At 68.2% G+C, this 17908-nt stretch carries 12 protein-coding genes; 1 reads left to right on the top strand and 11 read right to left on the bottom strand.

Annotated features, from left to right (window positions below):
- Positions 1–16: 16 nt before the first annotated feature.
- From IS481_RS03540 to IS481_RS03490, 11 genes are all read right to left on the bottom strand, one after another.
- Complete coding sequence (locus tag IS481_RS03540) at positions 17–4768, bottom strand: glutamate synthase-related protein (protein WP_104357246.1); 4752 nt, start codon at positions 4766–4768, stop codon at positions 17–19.
- Between the two features lie 118 nt (positions 4769–4886).
- A complete protein-coding gene (locus tag IS481_RS03535) occupies positions 4887–5588 on the bottom strand; it encodes a transposase (RefSeq protein ID WP_104357245.1) in 702 nt (233 codons plus the stop codon).
- 50 nt (positions 5589–5638) lie between these two features.
- Complete coding sequence (locus IS481_RS03530; RefSeq protein WP_104357244.1) at positions 5639–6748, bottom strand: deoxyguanosinetriphosphate triphosphohydrolase; 1110 nt, start codon at positions 6746–6748, stop codon at positions 5639–5641.
- A 16-nt stretch (positions 6749–6764) separates the two neighbouring features.
- Positions 6765–7862: a 3-dehydroquinate synthase gene (gene aroB / locus IS481_RS03525; RefSeq protein ID WP_104357243.1), complete on the bottom strand. Its 1098-nt coding sequence runs from the start codon at positions 7860–7862 to the stop codon at positions 6765–6767.
- Between the two features lies 1 nt (position 7863).
- Positions 7864–9300 carry a hypothetical protein gene (locus IS481_RS03520; protein ID WP_104357242.1) on the bottom strand — a complete coding sequence of 479 codons (1437 nt, stop codon included), beginning with the start codon at positions 9298–9300 and terminating at the stop codon, positions 7864–7866.
- 265 nt (positions 9301–9565) lie between these two features.
- A complete protein-coding gene (locus tag IS481_RS03515) occupies positions 9566–10120 on the bottom strand; it encodes a shikimate kinase (RefSeq protein ID WP_232529449.1) in 555 nt (184 codons plus the stop codon).
- A 10-nt stretch (positions 10121–10130) separates the two neighbouring features.
- Positions 10131–12275 (bottom strand): type IV pilus secretin PilQ, encoded by a 2145-nt coding sequence (locus IS481_RS03510; protein ID WP_232529448.1) that lies wholly within the window; start codon positions 12273–12275, stop codon positions 10131–10133.
- On the bottom strand, positions 12272–12802 hold the full coding sequence (locus IS481_RS03505; protein WP_232529565.1) for a pilus assembly protein PilP: 531 nt from the start codon (positions 12800–12802) through the stop codon (positions 12272–12274). Before IS481_RS03505 ends, IS481_RS03510 begins: the two co-directional genes overlap by 4 nt.
- A gap of 14 nt (positions 12803–12816) precedes the next feature.
- Positions 12817–13509, bottom strand: a complete 693-nt coding sequence (locus tag IS481_RS03500) for a type IV pilus inner membrane component PilO (RefSeq protein ID WP_104357239.1) — start codon at positions 13507–13509, stop codon at positions 12817–12819.
- A 12-nt stretch (positions 13510–13521) separates the two neighbouring features.
- Positions 13522–14145, bottom strand: a complete 624-nt coding sequence (locus IS481_RS03495; protein WP_104357238.1) for a PilN domain-containing protein — start codon at positions 14143–14145, stop codon at positions 13522–13524.
- Positions 14142–15221 (bottom strand): pilus assembly protein PilM, encoded by a 1080-nt coding sequence (locus IS481_RS03490; RefSeq protein ID WP_104357237.1) that lies wholly within the window; start codon positions 15219–15221, stop codon positions 14142–14144. Before IS481_RS03490 ends, IS481_RS03495 begins: the two co-directional genes overlap by 4 nt.
- 323 nt (positions 15222–15544) lie before the next feature.
- On the opposite strand from IS481_RS03490, the gene IS481_RS03485 reads away from it, so the two are divergent.
- Positions 15545–17857: a penicillin-binding protein 1A gene (locus IS481_RS03485; protein WP_232529447.1), complete on the top strand. Its 2313-nt coding sequence runs from the start codon at positions 15545–15547 to the stop codon at positions 17855–17857.
- The last annotated feature ends 51 nt before the right edge of the window (positions 17858–17908 follow it).

Genomic DNA, 17908 nt, shown 5'->3' with positions numbered 1-17908 from the left:
GTACTCCTCGATCCGGTCAGGCCTTGGCCTTGCTCTTGCCGGACTTCTCCGGCTTGCCCGCTGCCTTGGCGATGGTCTCGTCGGCAGCCTTCTTCGCGTTCAGCTCGCCCAGCGCCCGCTTGTACTCGTGCGGGAACACCTTGACGAACTTCTCGCGCGCCTCGTTCCAGCGGTCGAGGATCTCGCGGGCGCGCGCCGAACCGGTCCAGCGGAAGTGGTCCTCGATCAGCTGCTTGAGCAGCGCCTCGTCGGTCTGGCCCTTGTGCCAGATGGCCGGATCGACCTCGGCCTCCTGCCGCCTGGCAGGCAGCACCTTCTCCAGCGCCACCATCGCGGTGTTGCAGCGCGAAGCGAACTGGCCGTCCTCGTCGTAGACGTAGGCGATGCCGCCGGACATGCCCGCCGCGAAGTTGCGGCCGGTCTTGCCCAGCACGACCACCGTGCCGCCGGTCATGTACTCGCAGCCGTGGTCGCCGGTGCCTTCCACCACCGCGGTCGCGCCGGACAGGCGCACCGCGAAGCGCTCGCCCGCGACGCCGCGGAAGAAGGCCTCGCCGCTGGTCGCGCCGTACAGCACCGTGTTGCCGACGATGATGTTCTGCGTCGCGTCACCGCGGAAGTCGATGCTCGGGCGCACCACCACGCGGCCGCCGGACAGGCCCTTGCCGGTGTAGTCGTTGGCGTCGCCGATCAGGTACAGCGTGATGCCCTTGGCCAGGAACGCACCGAAGCTCTGGCCGCCGGTGCCCTCCATCTGGATGTGGATGGTGTCGTCCGGCAGGCCGTCGGGATGGTGGCGGATCACCTCGCCGGACAGCATCGCACCGACCGTGCGGTTGACGTTGCGCACCGTCTCGATGAACTGCACCTTCTCGCCCTTCTCGATCGCCGGGCGCGACTTCTCGATCAGGCGCACGTCGAGCGCGCGCTCCAGGCCGTGGTCCTGCGACTCGACATGGCGGCGCGGCACGTCGGCCGGCACCTGCGGCTGGTGGAAGATGCGCGAGAAGTCCAGGCCCCTGGCCTTCCAGTGCGCGATGCCCTTCTTCATGTCGAGCAGGTCGCTGCGGCCGATCAGGTCGTCGAACTTGCGGATGCCCAGCTGCGCCATGATCTGGCGCACTTCCTCGGCGACGAAGAAGAAGTAGTTGACGACGTGCTCGGGCTTGCCCTGGAACTTGCGGCGCAGCACCGGGTCCTGCGTGGCCACGCCCACCGGGCAGGTGTTGAGGTGGCACTTGCGCATCATGATGCAGCCTTCGACCACCAGCGGCGCGGTCGCGAAGCCGAACTCGTCGGCACCCAGCAGCGCGCCGATGACGACGTCGCGGCCGGTCTTCATCTGGCCGTCGGCCTGCACGCGGATGCGGCCACGCAGGCGGTTGAGCACCAGGGTCTGCTGCGTCTCGGCCAGGCCCAGCTCCCACGGCGTGCCGGCGTGCTTGATCGACGACCAGGGCGAGGCGCCGGTGCCGCCGTCATGGCCGGCGATCACCACGTGGTCGGCCTTGGCCTTCGCCACGCCCGCGGCGATCGTGCCCACGCCCACTTCCGAGACCAGCTTCACCGAGATGTCGGCGCGCGGGTTGGCGTTCTTCAGGTCGTGGATCAGCTGTGCCAGGTCCTCGATCGAGTAGATGTCGTGGTGCGGCGGCGGGCTGATGAGGCCCACGCCCGGCACCGAGTAGCGCAGGAAGCCGATGTACTCGGACACCTTGCCGCCCGGCAGCTGGCCGCCTTCGCCCGGCTTGGCACCCTGGGCCATCTTGATCTGGATCTGGTCGGCCGAAACCAGGTACTCCGTGGTCACGCCGAAGCGCCCCGAGGCCACCTGCTTGATGCGCGAGCGCAGGGAGTCGCCTTCCTGCATCTCGTAGTCGACCTCGATGACCTTCTGGCCCAGCACCTCGGAGACCTTGGTGCCCTGCCTGATCGGGATGCCCTTGAGCTCGTTGCGGTAGCGCGCCGGGTCCTCGCCGCCTTCGCCGGTGTTGGACTTGCCGCCGATGCGGTTCATCGCCAGCGCCAGCGTGGTGTGCGCCTCGGTCGAGATCGAGCCGAGCGACATCGCGCCGGTGGCAAAGCGCTTGACGATCTCGGAGGCCGGCTCGACCTCCTCGACCGGGATCGCCTTGCTCGGGTCGACCTTGAACTCGAACAGGCCGCGCAGCGTCATGTGGCGACGCGACTGGTCGTTGATGATCTGCGCGTATTCCTTGTAGGTGTCGAACTTGCCCGCGCGCGTGCTGTGCTGGAGCTTGGCGATCGCGTCGGGGGTCCACATGTGCTCCTCGCCGCGCACGCGCCAGGCGTACTCGCCGCCGGCATCCAGCATGTTGCGCAGCACCGGATCGTCGCCGAAGGCGGCCAGGTGCATGCGGATGGCCTCCTCGGCCACCTCGAACACGCCGATGCCGCCGACCTGGCTGGCCGTGCCGCGGAAGTACTTCTCGATCAGCTCCTTGCTCAGGCCGATGGCCTCGAAGATCTGGGCGCCGCAGTACGACATGTACGTGCTGATGCCCATCTTGGACATGATCTTCGACAGGCCCTTGCCGATCGCCTTGATGTAGTTCTTGATCGCCTTCTCGGGGCTGAGGTCGCCTGGCAGGTCCTTGTGCAGCTCGGCGAGCGTCTCCATCGCCAGGTAGGGGTGCACGGCTTCCGCGCCGTAGCCGGCCAGCACGGCGAAGTGGTGCACCTCGCGCGCCGAGCCGGTCTCGACCACCAGGCCCGCGGTCGTGCGCAGGCCCTCGCGCACCAGGTGCTGGTGGATCGCCGACAGCGCCAGCAGCGCCGGGATCGCGACATGGTGGCGATCCATGTAGCGGTCGGTGATGATCAGGATGTTGTAGCCGCCCTTGATCGCGTCCACCGCCTCGGCGCACAGCGAGGCCAGCTTGGCCTCGACGCCTTCATGGCCCCACGACAGCGGGTAGGTGATGTTGAGTTCGTAGCTGCGGAACTTGCCGCCGGTGTGCTTCTCGATGCCGCGCAGGCGCGCCATGTCGTCGAAGTCCAGCACGGGCTGCGACACCTCGAGGCGCATCGGCGGGTTGACCGCGTTGATGTCCAGCAGGTTGGGCTTGGGACCGATGAAGGACACCAGCGACATGACGATCGACTCGCGGATCGGGTCGATCGGCGGGTTCGTGACCTGCGCGAACAGCTGCTTGAAGTAGTTGTACAGCGGCTTGTTGCGGTCCGACAGCACCGCCAGCGGCGAGTCGTTGCCCATCGAGCCGACCGCTTCCTCGCCGGCCTGGGCCATCGGGGTCAGCAGGAACTTGATGTCCTCCTGCGTGTAGCCGAAGGCCTGCTGGCGGTCCAGCAGCGATTCGGCCGGCTGCGGACGGCTGCCCGACGGCTCGATCTCGTCCAGGCGCACGCGCACGTTCTCGATCCACTGGCGGTACGGCTTGGCCGAGGCGTAGAGGTTCTTCAGCTCCTCGTCGTCGACGATGCGGCCCTGCTCGAAGTCGATCAGGAACATCTTGCCGGGCTGCAGGCGCCACTTCTTGACGATCTTGTTCTCGGGGATCGGCAGCACGCCCGATTCCGACGCCATCACGACCAGGTCGTCGTCGGTGACGATGTAGCGGGCCGGGCGCAGGCCGTTGCGGTCCAGCGTCGCGCCGATCTGCTTGCCGTCGGTGAACACCATCGCGGCCGGGCCGTCCCACGGCTCCAGCATCGCGGCGTGGTACTCGTAGAACGCGCGGCGGCGCTCGTCCATCAGCGTGTGCTGCTCCCACGCCTCGGGGATCATCATCATCGCCGCGTGGGCCAGCGGGTAGCCCGCCATCACCAGCAGCTCCAGCGCGTTGTCGAAGGTCGCGGTGTCGGACTGACCCTCGAAGCTGATCGGGTAGAGCTTCTGCAGGTCCTCACCCAGCACCGGCGACTTCATCACGCCCTCGCGGGCGCGCATCCAGTTGAAGTTGCCCTTGACGGTGTTGATCTCGCCGTTGTGCGCGACCATGCGGTAGGGGTGCGCCAGCGGCCACTCGGGGAAGGTGTTGGTCGAGAAGCGCTGGTGCACCAGGGCCAGCGCGGAGACCACGCGCGGGTCCTGCAGGTCCTTGTAGTACTGGCCGACCTGGTGCGCGAGCAGCAGCCCCTTGTAGATGATGGTGCGGCAGCTCATGCTCGGCACGTAGTACTCGCGGCTGTGCGTGAGCTTGAGCTTCTGGATCGCCGCCGACGCGGTCTTGCGGATCACGTAGAGCTTGCGCTCCAGCGCGTCGGGCACGATGATGTCCGGGCCGCGGCCGATGAAGATCTGGCGGATCACCGGCTCCTTCTCGCGCACGGTGGGCGACATCGGCATGTCGCGGTCCACCGGCACGTCGCGCCAGCCGAGCAGCACCTGGCCTTCGGCCTTGACGGCGCGTTCCAGCTCCTGCTCGCAGGCCAGGCGGGAGGCGTGTTCCTTGGGCAGGAAGATCATGCCCACGCCGTACTCGCCGGGCGGCGGCAGTTCCACCCCCTGCTTGGCCATCTCGGCGCGGAAGTACTCGTCCGGGATCTGGATCAGGATGCCGGCGCCGTCGCCCATCAGCTTGTCGGCGCCCACCGCGCCGCGGTGGTCCAGGTTCTCGAGGATCTTCAGGCCCTGCTGGACGATGTTGTGGGCCTTCTGGCCTTTGATGTGGGCGACGAAGCCGACACCGCAGGCATCCTTTTCCCGGGTCGGGTCGTACAGGCCGCCTTCGGCCAGCGACGCGATTTCTTCAGGGGACGCCGTCCCCAGGGCGGCCTTGTTCATGGCGCACTCCGTGTCATCGTTAGGGATAACACGGAGCATACGTGCGCATAACCCTATGTCAAGGAAGAATAAATAGGGTCAGATTCAATTTAAACCGATGCACCATTCTGGGTCGATGTTAAATGGGGACAGGGTTGTGCTTGCGGGGCCGCCCGCGCGGGCGCGGCTGCAGCGGCCGGGCCACGACCGGCGCCAGGGCCGCCAGGAACGCCGGGCTGCCCAGGGCCCAGCCCTGCAGGGCGGTCTGCTCGATGTGCTGCACCTCGCGCTCGCCCAGCCCCTGCTCGAACAGGCGCCGGTAGGCCACCTCGCGGTCGAACGGCGTGTTGCCCAGCGCCCACCAGCAGCCGTGCTCGCTCACGAGCGGGTCACGCCGGTGTCCCAGGTGGTGGCCCAGGCTGGACCACGGCCAGTCCTGGCCCGGCAGCACCAGGCCGTGGCGCAGCGGCAGGCTCTCCAGCAGCACGGTGCAGCGCAGCACGTACGGGTCGGCCTCCACCACCCCGGCCCGGAAGCGCGCCTCCCACAGCGCGCCGCTGCGGCCGTGCTGGCGGTTGTACCAGGCGACGTAGCGGCGGCCGAGCGACTGCATCGTGCGGCTGAGCGCGCCTGCGTCGGCCGGCGTGGCGAGCAGGCGCACCTCCGCGGGCAGCAGCACGTAGGCGTGCACCGCCAGGCCCGCGGTGACGGCGTAGTTGCGCAGCGTGTCGAGGAAGACCTGGTAGTCGGTGTCGTTCTGGAACACGACCTGGCGGTTGTGGCCGCGCAGCGCGACCAGGTGCGGATGGCCGGGAACGGCCAGGCGAGGCAGACGTGCCATGGGAAAGCCCGCAGCGGGGCGGTAGTCGACTCCGGCCCCAGTTTACGGGGTCAGAACAGCCGCTGGCCGGTCAGGCGCTCGTGCTCGCGGATCGCGAAGCGGTCGGTCATGCCGGCGATGTAGTCCGCCACCGCACGGTGACGGTCGGCCGCGGCCTGGTAGTCGGCCGGCATCTCCCCCGGGCGTTCGACGTAGGCGGCGAACAGCTCGCGCACGACCTGCTTGCCGCGGCTGGTGCTGTCGACCACCTGCGGGTGGCGGTACAGCTCGCGGAACAGGAAGCGCTTGAGCACGACGAGCTCCTCGCGCATCGCGTCGCTGAAGCGCACCAGCGGTGGCAGGCGGCGCACCTCGTCGACGCCCTGCGGTCGGTGCGCCTCCAGCGCCTGGCGGGTCGCGCCGATCACGTCGTAGACCAGGTCCGACAGCATCAGGCGCAGTGCCTCGAACAGCACCCGCCGCCCGGCCAGCTGCGGATGCGCCACGAGCACCTTGCGGTGGTAGCGCGCGAACAGCGGCACCTCGTCGAGCTGCTCCAGCGTCAGCAGCCCCGAGCGCACGCCGTCGTCGATGTCGTGCGTGCTGTAGGCGATCTCGTCGGCCAGGTTGCACAGCTGTGCCTCGAGGCTGGGCTGGGTGCGCTCGATGAAGCGCTGCCCGACGTCGCCGAGCTTGCGCGCGTTCTCCAGCGAGCAGTGCTTGAGGATGCCCTCGCGCGTCTCGAAGGTGAGGTTCAGGCCGTCGAAGTCCGGGTAGCGCTCCTCGAGCCGGTCGACCACGCGCAGGCTCTGCAGGTTGTGCTCGAAGCCGCCGTGCTCGCGCATGCATTCGTGCAGCGCGTCCTGGCCGGCGTGGCCGAACGGGGTGTGGCCCAGGTCGTGCGCCAGCGCGATCGCCTCGACCAGGTCCTCGTGCAGCCCCAGCGTGCGGGCGATGGAGCGCGCCAGCTGCGCGACCTCGAGCGAGTGCGTCAGGCGGGTACGGAACAGGTCGCCCTCGTGGTTCAGGAACACCTGGGTCTTGTAGACCAGGCGCCGGAACGCGGTGCTGTGGACGATGCGGTCGCGGTCGCGCTGGAAGGCGTTGCGCGTCGGCGCCGGAGGCTCGGGGTGGCGACGCCCCCGGGACTGCTCAGGCCTGCAGGCGTAAGGCGCGAGCATCGCGAGGGCCCTCCAGTCAGGCGGCGGTGTGCGCCTCGATCACGTCCGCCACGAGCTCGTCCGGCGCGGTGCGCACGCCGGCCCGGCCCAGGTCCTCGATGACGACGAAGCGGATCGCGCCGGCCTCGGCCTTCTTGTCGATGCGCATCAACTCCAGGTAGCGCGGCGCCGACAGCTGTGCCGGCCCCTGCACCGGCAGGCGGGCGCGCTCGACCAGGCGCCGCATCCGGTCGACGAAGCCTGCGGGCATCAAGCCCAGGCGCGCCGACAGCTCGCTGGCCATCACCATGCCGCAGCCGACCGCCTCGCCGTGCAGCCATTCGCCGTAGCCCAGGCCCGCCTCGATCGCGTGGCCGAAGGTGTGCCCGAAGTTGAGGATGGCGCGCAGGCCGCTTTCGCGCTCGTCCTGGCCGACCACCCAGGCCTTGATCTCGCAGGAGCGCTTCACCGCGTGCGCGAGCGCCGCCTTGTCGCGCGCCAGCAGCGCGTCGAGGTTGGCCTCGATCCAGGCGAGGAAGTCCGCATCGGCGATCGGGCCGTACTTGATCACCTCGGCCAGGCCGGCCGACAGCTCGCGGTCCGGCAGCGTGTCCAGGACATCGAGGTCGGCGACCACCAGCCGCGGCTGGTAGAACGCGCCGATCATGTTCTTGCCGAGCGGATGGTTGATCGCCGTCTTGCCGCCGACCGAGGAGTCCACCTGCGCCAGCAGCGTGGTCGGGATCTGCACGAACGGGACGCCGCGCATGTAGCACGCCGCGGCAAAGCCGGTCATGTCGCCGATCACGCCACCGCCCAGCGCGTAGAGCACGGTCTTGCGGTCGCACGCCTGTGACAGCAGCGCCTCGAACAGGGTGTTCAGCGTCACCCAGTTCTTGTGTTCTTCCCCGTCGGGCAGCACGACCTGCAGCACGCGCGCATGGCGTCGCTGCAGCGTCTCGGCCACCCGGGTGGCGTACAGCGGCGCGATGGTGGTGTTGGTCACCACCACCGCCGTGCCGCCCGCCGGGGCCCGCTCGTAAGTCTGCGATGCGCCGATCAGGCCGGCGCCGATCAGGATGGGGTAGTCACGGTCGCCCAGGTCGACCGTGACCTCAAGAAGACCTGCCCCCATTTCACTGGGGCACGCACGCTTGCGCGGTGGTCCCCGAGTTCGGGTTCCCGGGTTCGTCGGCGCGCCAGCGGTTGTAGCGATAAAGCGTCATGGAGCAATTCTCGCCGATCTCCAGGTCGAACAGGTGCCAGTACCGCGACGTGCCCTCGCCGGCCGGCGGGGTGAAGACCACCACCCGGCCGAGGTAGTTCAGCTCCACCCGGGTGGGCGAGCCGGTCATGCCGGGCGAGAAGGTGCCCGAGTAGTTGTGCAGGTAGAAGCGGTAGATGCCGCGCTTCGGATTCCGGATCGTGGTGACCTCCGGGCCGTAGCCGTTGGTGTCGTCCACGTCCAGGCTGGCGTACGGCTCGGCCGTCAGCGAGCCCTTGTTGACGTAGTAGATGTGCGTGCCGCCGGGCATCTTCAGGTGCGAGTCGATGTCGGCCGGGCTCTGGCCCCAGGTCAGGCGCACGGTGACCGCGTTGCGCGCCGGCAGCGTCAGGCAGGTCGGGATGTTGGTCGCGCCGGTGGACGTCGCGACCGACACCGCGTTGGTCTGGGCCGCGCCATGGTGGCCCGACACCATCACGGTGCTGCCCGGACGCACGGACAGGGTGAAGCGGCCGTCGGCGCCGGTCACTCCCTGGTTGATGCCCGTGTAGGAAATGCCCTCGGCCTCGACGCTGACGTCGGCCACCGGCGCACCCGCCTCGTCCTGGACGCAGCCGGTCACGGTGGCACCGCCGGCCAGCGGCAGGCCCACCATCCATTGCCCGAACTCGTCCACCACGGCGGTGTAGTAGCCCGGCGAGCCGGCGGTGAGCGTCGCCTGTCCGCGCGGCTCCCAACGGCCCGTGGCCGGGTCGAAGCGGTAGAGGTTGGCCGTCGTCGGCGCGGAGCTGCTGCGCGTGCTGACCGGGATGCGCAGCTCCAGCTGCGCGCCCGCGGCCGCACGCAGGTCGTTCCCGACGGCGATGATCGCACCGCCGAAGCTCTCCAGCGCGTCGCCTGCAGCGTCGGTGTAGTCGCCCGACAGCACGCTGCTGTCCGAGCCGGGCGCGAAGTCGGTCACGCGGACTTCCACGTCGCCGTTGGCGCCGCTGCCATCGGCGTTCTCCAGCGAGGAAGGCGGCACCGACAGGCGCAGCGGGGAGTCCGTTGCCTCCACCACGCCACCTGCGGCCGCGTCGATCGTCTCGGTCGTGCCGAAGGCGATCAGCTTGATCACCGACAGGCTCGGCACGCCGGCCACCACCCGGGTCACCCGGTAGGCGGTCTCGTAGTTGGCGGCCGTGGCTTCCATCACCAGCCGCGGCGTGGGGGTGAAGCTCGCAATGGAAATCCGTCCGTTCCCGTCCGTCGTGCGGGTGAGCGCACCGGCCACCACGGTGGCGCCCTGGACCGGCGCACCCGACGCGGCCCCCAGCACGGTCACCTGCAGCGCATCGCTGGTCGGCACGATGGTCTCGTCGGGTCGCGGGCGCTGGCCGTCCCCGGTCTGGCCCCCGCCCCCGCCACCGCCGCCGAACGGCGGCGAGCCGGCGCCCGGGCCGTCAAACGGGGGACTTCCGGGATCACCACCGCCTCCGCCACAGGAGGCCATCAGGAAGGCCGCGAACACGACGGCCAGAGGGCGTCGGACGGAACGAACGGATGTCTGGTGCATGGACTGGTTTCCCTCTTTGGCTTGTTCTGGTCACGCCCCCTCGAAGGCGGCGGGTCGTTCAGGAATCGGTGGGTGGCGCGGCGTCGGTCCCCTGGTCGGCCAGCTCGACCTGCATCGCGATGATGCGGGTCACCGCCCGGGCCGAGGGGCGGCCGGTGTCGACGGCGATGTCGGCGATCTCCTCGTAGAGCGGGGCCCGCTCGGCATGCAGCTGGCGCAGGCGCGCCTGCGCGTCAGGCACTTGCAGCAGCGGGCGCTTGGTGTCATGCCGCAAACGCCGCCAGAGGTCGTCGACGCTGGCGCGCAGGTAGACGACGGTACACGCCTGCTTCAGGGTGCGCCGGTTCGCCTCGCGCAGCACCGCGCCGCCGCCGGTGGCGAGCACGAACGCATCCCGCTCGCACAGCTCCTGCAGCACCTGCGCTTCGATGTCGCGGAAAGCAGCCTCTCCGTGCTGCTCGAAGTAGGCACGGATCGAGGTCCCCAGGCGGGCCTCGATTTCGGCATCCGAGTCGAGGAAGGGCACTCCCAGGCGTTGTGCGAGCTGCCGGCCGATGGTGCTCTTGCCCGAGCCTGGCAGCCCGACCAATGCCAGCTTCACATCACGACTCACACGGCACCGCTCAACGGACAGCCGTGCGGTCGGTGATCACCCGCGGGGTCAGGAAGATCAGCAACTCGCTCTTCTCCGCCGTGCGACCGCGATGCTTGAACAGGTTGCCCAGCACCGGGATGTCGCCCAGCAGCGGCACCTTGGCGGTCTCGTCACGCTCGAGCTGGGTGAAGATGCCGCCGATCACGACCGTGCCGCCGTTCTCGATCAGCACCTGGGTCTTGACGTGCTTGGTGTCGATCGCGAGACCTGCCGGCGTCGTGATGCCGACGCTGTCCTTGTTCACGTCGACGTCCAGGATGATGTTGCCTTCCGGCGTGATCTGGGGGGTGACCTCCAGCTTCAGGTTGGCCTTGCGGAACTCGATCGAGGTCGCGCCGCTGGACGTCGCCGACTGGTACGGGATCTCGGTGCCCTGCTCGATCAGCGCCTTGACCTGGTCGGCCGTGATGACCCGCGGGCTGGAAACGATCTTGCCGCGGCCATCGGCTTCCAGGGCGGACAGCTCGAGGTTCAGGAAGCGGTTGGCGGTCGCGCTGAACAGCGACAGCGCGAAGGTCGCCGGCGACTGGCCGTTGAGCGTCGCGGCAGGCAGGTTGATGAACTGCGTGTTGGGGATGTAGCTTTCCTCGGTGACCTCGGCCTGGCGGGTCTGTTCGCCCACGCCGAGGTAGTTGCCCGTCACCGCCACGCGGTTGTTGCCGCCGATGCCCCAGCCCGGCGTGCCGCCGCGCAGGCCGCGCAGGTCGGCCGCCCCCAGCTTGACGCCCAGCTGGCGCCCGAACTTGTCGTCGGCCTCGACGATGCGCGCCTCGATCATCACCTGGCGCACCGGGATGTCGATCTTGGCAATCAGCTGCTGGATCTCTTCCAGCTTGGACGGGATGTCCGTCACGAAGATCTGGTTGGTCCGCGATTCGAAGATCACGCTGCCGCGCGGCGTGAGGATCGGCTTGGCCTTGGAACCCACGCCTTCACCCAACAGGCCCTTGGCGACTTCCTCGGCCTTGGTGTAGTTCAGCTGGAACGACTGCGTGCGCAGCGGCTCGAGCTGTGCCACCTGTGCCTTCGCCTCCAGGTCGAGCTTCTCCTTGGCCGCGATTTCGTCCTTCGGCGCGATCCACAGCACGTTGCCCGACTTGCGCATGCCCAGGCCCTTGGCCTGCAGGATGATGTCCAGCGCCTGGTCCCAGGGCACGTCCTTCAGGCGCAGCGTCACGTTGCCGGTGACGGTGTCGCTGGTCACGACGTTGAAGTTGGTGAAATCCGCGATGACCTGCAGCAGCGCGCGCACTTCGATGTTCTGGAAGTTGAGCGACAGCTTCTCGCCCTGGTAGCCTGGCCCCTGCACCAGCTTGTTCGGGTCCTCCTTGATCGGGCGGACCTCCAGCACGAACTGCGTGTCGCTCTGGTAGGCGCTGTGCTCCCAGTTGCCGGTGGGCTCCACCACCATGCGCACGCGGTCACCGTCCTGGGTGGTCGTCACGGTCTGCACCGGCGTGCCGAAGTCGGTCACGTCCAGGCGACGGCGCAGGTGGTCGGGCAGCGTGGAGCGCAGGAACTCCACCACCAGGCTCTTGCCCTGCTGGCGGATGTCCACGCCCACCTGGTTGTTCGGCAGCTCGACGACCACGCGCCCGGCGTTGTCCTGGCCCCGGCGGAAGTCGATGTCCTTGAGCGCCAGCTGGGTCGGGTTCGCGCTCTCGGCGAAGTGCACGGTCTCGCCGGCCTCGGCCGTTGCGGCGCCCGCCTGGTTCTCCATCACCAGCAGGAGCGTGCGGCCGTCCAGCTGCGCCTTGTAGCCCGAGGGCTGCTTGAGGTTCAGCACCACGCGCGTGCGGCTCCCGGCCTGGGCGACGTTGACCGAGCGCAGGTTGCCCTGGTTCAGCTCGATCGAGGAACGGCCCATCGCGTTGCCGACATCAGGCAGGTCGATCGCGATGCGCGGGGGCGTCTGGATCGTGAAGCCGGCAGGCACCTGCGACAGCGGCTGCGCCAGCTCGATGCGCACCACCTGGGCACCGGCCTGCTGCGTGCTGTTGATCGATTGAATGGCGTTCTGCGCCAGCGCCAGCACCGGCGCGGCCAGCATGGACAGTCCGAGCGTCACAGCCCTGAAGATGTTCATCGTTCGATTCTCTTGTTTGCCATTCATCGCGCGTTCTCCTGAAGCTGCAGGGTGCTGTAGCGCTCGACCCACTCGCCTCCAGCGTCCTGGACGATCTCCCGGAGAGCGACCTCCGTCTCGCTGATCTTCGTGATCCGACCGTAGTTCTGACCCAGGTAGTCCCCCACCTTGACCTGATAGAGCAGCTGGTCGACCTTCAGCAGCGCGTACTGCCGGCCGTTGCGCGACACGCTGCCCACCATGGTCATGCTGTCGAGCGGATAGGCCTCCAGCGGCTCGCGCCGGCGGTTCAGCTCGCTGGCCAGCAGCGAGCTGGCCTGCCTCACCTGCTGGTTCAGCGCCACGGTGAGCTTCTGGACGCTGAACGGCTCGACCGTGTCGGCCACTTCATACGGTTGCGGATCGAACTTCTTGGGCGGCTCGAGCGGGGTCACGTTCGGGCGCACCTCCCGCTTCTGCTGCTCCATCCAGGCCTGCAGTTCGTCCTGGCTGCTCTCGCATCCGCTCAACAGGACAGCCGTCAGCGCCAGGCACAGCGCAGAAGCGGTGCGCAGAGATGTCAACGCGTTCACTTCTTCTTGCCTCCCTTGGCCTTCGCCGCAGCCGCCCGGGCCTTGCGCTGCTCTTCCAGTTCGGCCTGGTCCAGGTACCGGTACGTCCTGGCCACGGCCTGCATGCCCAAGGTCGGCCCGCCGTCCTTCGGCAGGCTGATGTGCAGGTCATGCAGCGTCACGATGCGCGACAGGTTGGCGATGTCGGCCGCGAACGCCCCGATCTCGTGGTAGCGGCCTGCGACGTTGATCGAGATCGGCAGCTCGGCGTAGTAGTCCTTCACGATCACCTGGCCCGGGCGGAACAGCTCGAACTGCAACCCGCGGCCCAGGCCCGCCTGGTTGATGTCCGACAGCAAGGCGTCCATCTCGGCCTTGCCCGGCAGCTGCTTCTCGAGCTGGGTGACGTACTCCTGCACCTGCAGGCGCTGCTTGCGCAGCTCGCCCAGGTTGACGGCCTGCGCCAGCTTGCTGCGGTAGCTTTCCTTCAGCTGCGGTTCCTTGTTGCGCTCCGCCTCCAGCGTCTCGGCCTCCGGCGACAGCACCAGGAACCAGCCGATGACGACCACGGCCACGGCTGCCAGCACCCAGGCCAGGGCCTTGGGCAGCACCGGCCACTGGCCGGGTTCGTTGAGGTCCAGGTCACGGAACTGGGAGGCGACCTCCTCCGACAGCTCGGACAGATTGATGTTCAGCGTTCCCTTCGCCATGTCGAACCCCGATCAGGATTGCTTGCGCGCCGCGGCGGCGGCCGGCTTGGCAGCGCCTTCCTGCGGCTGGTTGTCCTGCGGACGCTTCAGCGACACGCGCATCGAGAACTCGAACAGCCGCTGAGGATTGCGGTCGCCGGGCTTCGGCGTCGTGGCCCGGATCTCGACCAGCTCGGGACGTTCCAGCCACGGCGAGTGGTAGGCCGTGTTGCGCAGCAGCTCGGACACCCGTTCGTTGGTCTGCGCGACCCCGCTGACCACCACCGTCTGTCCGGTCTGCTTGATCTCTCGCAGGTAGACGCCCTCGGGCGTCTGCTTCGCCAGTTCGTTGAGCAGGTGCACCGGCATGTTGCGGTCGGTCTGCAGGTCCTCGACCGCACGCTGGCGCGCCTTCAGCGCCTCGATCTCGGCACGCAGCGTGGCGATGTCCTTGATCTGCTCGTCGAGCTTCCGGATCTCGGCCGTCAGGAAGGCATTGCGCTCCTGCTGGTTGGCGATCATCTGCTGCAGCACGGCATACCAGCCGGCCACCACCAGCGCACCGACGCCCGCCGAGACGCCCAGCGCGACGAAAAACGCCTGCTTGCGGCGACGCCGCTTCTCTTCCCGGTGAGGAAGGAGGTTGATCAGGATCATTGCAGGAATCTCCGCATCGCCAGACCGCAGGCCGTCAGGTACGAGGGCGCCTCGCGCCGCAGCTTGCTTTCACGCACGCTGGGGCCCAGCTTCATGCCCTCGAAGGGGTTGACCACCATTGAGGCGAAACCGGTCTGTTCGGTCACGCGCTCCTTCAGGCCCGGCAGCGTCGCGCTGCCGCCGGCCAGCATCACGTAGTGCACCTTGTGGTGCGGCGTGCTGGTGAAGAAGTACTGCAGCGCGCGGCCCACCTCCTGCGCCAGGCTGTCGACGAACGGCGCCAGGATGGTCTGCTCGTAGTCTTCCGGCAGGTCGCCGGAGAGCTTCTTCTGCTCCGCCTCCTCGAAGGAGAAGCCGTACTGGCGCGAGATCAGCTGCGTCAGCTGCGACCCGCCGAAGGCCTGGTCGCGGTCGTAGAGCAGTTCCTCGTCGCGCAGCACCTTGAGGCTGGTGGTCTCGGCCCCGATCTCGAACAGGGCGACCAGCGAATCCTTGCCCTCGTTGGGCAGGTTGGCGATCAGGCGCCCGATGGCCAGGCGCGACGCATGCGATTCGATGTCCAGCACCACGGGTTTCAGGCCGGCGGCTTCGGCCAGGCCCTGGCGGTCCTGCACCCGGTCCTTGCGGGAGGCGGCGATGAGCACCTCGACGTCGCCGACCGAGGTCGGGCTCGGGCCGATGACACAGAAGTCCAGGCTCACTTCGTCGAGCGAGAACGGGATGTACTGGTTGGCCTCGGCCTCGACCTGGACCTCCATCTCCTCCTCGCGCAGGCCCGCGGGCAGCATGATCTTCTTGGTGATCACGGCCGACTGGGGCATGGCCATCGCGACGTGCTTGGTGCGCGTGCCGCTCTTGACGACGACGCGACGCACCGCGTTGGCCACTTCGTCGAATTTCTCGATCTGGCCGTCGGCGATCCAGCCCTTCTCGAAACTCTCCGAGGCAAACCGCTCGACGACGTACTCGCCCGAGGCGTTCTGGGACAACTCGACCAGCTTGACGCTCGACGAACTGATGTCGAGCCCGACAAGCGGCGCATGCTTGCGGCCTAACAAAACGTCAAGAAAACTCACGGGTCCCCCACGCGCAAGAAGGTGCGCCGGATTGTTAATAAGTTACTTCAATGCTATCAGCAAGCCCATTGAGCAACAAAGATTTTTTCACGCTTTGGCCGTTTCTTTCAGAGGCGTGAAACGTGTTCGCGACACCCGTTTCGGGGTAGACCCTGATACACCCTCCCTGAAGTGAAACAACTCGTGTCGAAGCCCCTCGAAGCCCTTGCCGGAACGCGCCGGAACTGCCACGGACCCGGTTTCTATAATGCGCGTTGTCTCTTAGGAACGACATGACCGAATCTGCGCGCCAACGCCCGAAAGGCGGCGCGGCCAGCGCTGCAATGCCTGCCTGGACGCGCTGGCTGCTCAAAGGGTTGACCTGGGCCTTCGGCCTTGCGCTGGCCGGCGTGGCGGCGGCGCTGATGGTGGCTGCCATCGCGCTGGCCGTCGCCTATCCCAACCTGCCCGAGATCAGCGGGTTGATGGACTACCGTCCCAAGCTGCCGCTGCGCGTGTACTCGGCCGACAACGTCCTGATCGGCGAGTACGGCGAGGAGCGGCGCAAGTTCGTGCCCATCCGCAACATCCCGAAGGTGGTGCAGCACGCTGTGCTCGCGATCGAGGACGCGCGCTTCTACCAGCACAGCGGCGTCGACTACATCGGCGTGCTGCGCGCCGGGCTGCGCAACTTCGGCGAGGCGCGCAGCCAGGGCGCCTCGACGATCACGATGCAGGTGGCGCGCAACTTCTACCTGTCCACCGAAAAGACCTTCACGCGCAAGATCTACGAGATCCTGCTCGCGCTCAAGATCGAGAGCCTGCTGACCAAGGACCAGATCCTCGAGCTCTACATGAACCAGATCTACCTGGGTCAGCGCGCGTACGGCTTTGCGGCCGCCGCCGAGACGTACTTCGGCAAGGAGCTGGACGAGCTGACGGTCGCCGAAGCGGCGATGCTGGCCGGCCTGCCCAAGGCCCCGTCGGCCTACAACCCGATCGTCAATCCGCGGCGGGCGGCGACGCGGCAGCGCTACATCATCTCGCGCATGCTGGAGCACGGCTTCATCACGAAGGAACAGCACGACGCGGCGCTGGCCGAGAAGCTGACCTACCGTCGCAACGTGCCGCCGCCGGTGCACGCCGAATACGTGGCCGAGACAGCCCGCCAGCTGATCTTCGAGCAGTACGGCGAAGAGGCCTACACGCGCGGGCTGAACGTCTACACCACCATCGAGACCGACGACCAGGTCGCCGCCTACCGGGCCCTGCGTGCAGGCATCATCGACTACGAGCGGCGCCAGTTCTACCGCGGCCCCGAAGGCTACGTCGAGCTGCCCAAGGACGCCACGGAACTGGACACGCGCATCGCCGAGGCGCTGGCCGACTATCCCGACAACGACGAGATCCGCGCCGCGGTGGCCATCGAGGTCAGCCCCAAGAAGGTGGTCGCGGTGCTGCAGAACGGCGAGGACGTCACGATCACCGGCGCCGGGCTCAAGCCCGCCGAATCGGGCCTGTCGGAAAAGGCCAATCCCAAGGTGCGCATCCGTCCCGGCGCGGTGATCCGCGTGGTGCAGGACGCCAAGGGCAAGTGGTCGATCACGCAACTGCCCGAGGTCGAAGGCGCACTGGTGTCCCTGGACCCGCGCACCGGCGCCGTGCGCGCGCTGGTGGGCGGCTTCGACCATGCCAAGAACAAGTTCAACCACGTCACGCAGGCGTGGCGCCAGCCCGGCTCCAGCTTCAAGCCGTTCATCTACTCGGCCGCGCTCGAGAAGGGCTTCACGCCTGCCACGGTGATCAACGACGCACCGTTGTTCTTCGATGCCGGCACCACCGGCAGCCAGCCCTGGGAGCCGAAGAACTACGACGGCACCTTCGACGGCCCGATGTCGATGCGCCGCGCGCTGGCCAAGTCGAAGAACATGGTCTCGATCCGCCTGCTGCAGGCCATCGGCCCGGACTACGGGCAGCAGTGGGTGAGCAACTTCGGCTTCGACCCGGCACGGCATCCGCCCTACCTGACCATGGCGCTCGGCGCCGGCTCGACCACGCCGCTGCAGATGGCCACGGCCTACGCCGTGTTCGCCAACGGCGGCCTGCGCGTCACGCCGCACCTGGTCACCCGCGTGACCGACAGCAAGGGCAACGTGCTGGTCGACCGTCCGCCCAAGCCGGCGGACGAATCGGCGCGCGTCATCGACGCCCGCAACGCCTTCGTGATGAGCAGCCTGCTGCAGGAAGTGACCCGCTCGGGCACCGCCGCGCGCGCGCAGGCCCTGCTCAAGCGCCCGGACCTGTACGGCAAGACCGGCACCACCAACGACTCGATGGACGCCTGGTTCGCCGGCTTCCAGCCGACCCTGGTCGGCGTCGTCTGGATCGGCTACGACACGCCGCGCAAGCTGGGCTCGCGCGAGACGGGGGGCGGCCTGGCCCTGCCGATCTGGATCAGCTACATGGCGCACGCGCTCAAGGGCGTGCCGGTGCAGGAGCCCTCGCCCCCGCCGGGCGTGGTCAACATCGGCGGCGAGTGGTTCTACGAGGAGTTCAGCCAGGGCGCCGGCGTGGCCAGCCTCGGCCTGGAAGACCAGCTGCCGGTGACGCCGACCGAGGACGAGCGCCGCAGCATCCTGGACCTGTTCAGGAACTGACCCTCGGCGTTCCCCAAGCACAAAGGCGGCCTTCGGGCCGCCTTGTTCGCT

Origin of the sequence: Caldimonas thermodepolymerans (assembly GCF_015476235.1) — a bacterium.
Classification (GTDB): domain Bacteria; phylum Pseudomonadota; class Gammaproteobacteria; order Burkholderiales; family Burkholderiaceae_C; genus Caldimonas; species Caldimonas thermodepolymerans.
This window is presented reverse-complemented; position numbering and strand designations above follow the sequence as displayed.

Coding starts and splice junctions, on each gene's coding strand:
- IS481_RS03540 (WP_104357246.1), bottom strand. CDS start 4,768: ATGAACAAGGCCGCCCTGGGGACGGCGTCCCCTGAAGAAATCGCGTCG.
- IS481_RS03535 (WP_104357245.1), bottom strand. CDS start 5,588: ATGGCACGTCTGCCTCGCCTGGCCGTTCCCGGCCATCCGCACCTGGTC.
- IS481_RS03530 (WP_104357244.1), bottom strand. CDS start 6,748: ATGCTCGCGCCTTACGCCTGCAGGCCTGAGCAGTCCCGGGGGCGTCGC.
- aroB (WP_104357243.1), bottom strand. CDS start 7,862: ATGGGGGCAGGTCTTCTTGAGGTCACGGTCGACCTGGGCGACCGTGAC.
- IS481_RS03510 (WP_232529448.1), bottom strand. CDS start 12,275: ATGAATGGCAAACAAGAGAATCGAACGATGAACATCTTCAGGGCTGTG.
- IS481_RS03500 (WP_104357239.1), bottom strand. CDS start 13,509: ATGGCGAAGGGAACGCTGAACATCAATCTGTCCGAGCTGTCGGAGGAG.
- IS481_RS03495 (WP_104357238.1), bottom strand. CDS start 14,145: ATGATCCTGATCAACCTCCTTCCTCACCGGGAAGAGAAGCGGCGTCGC.
- IS481_RS03485 (WP_232529447.1), top strand. CDS start 15,545: ATGCCTGCCTGGACGCGCTGGCTGCTCAAAGGGTTGACCTGGGCCTTC.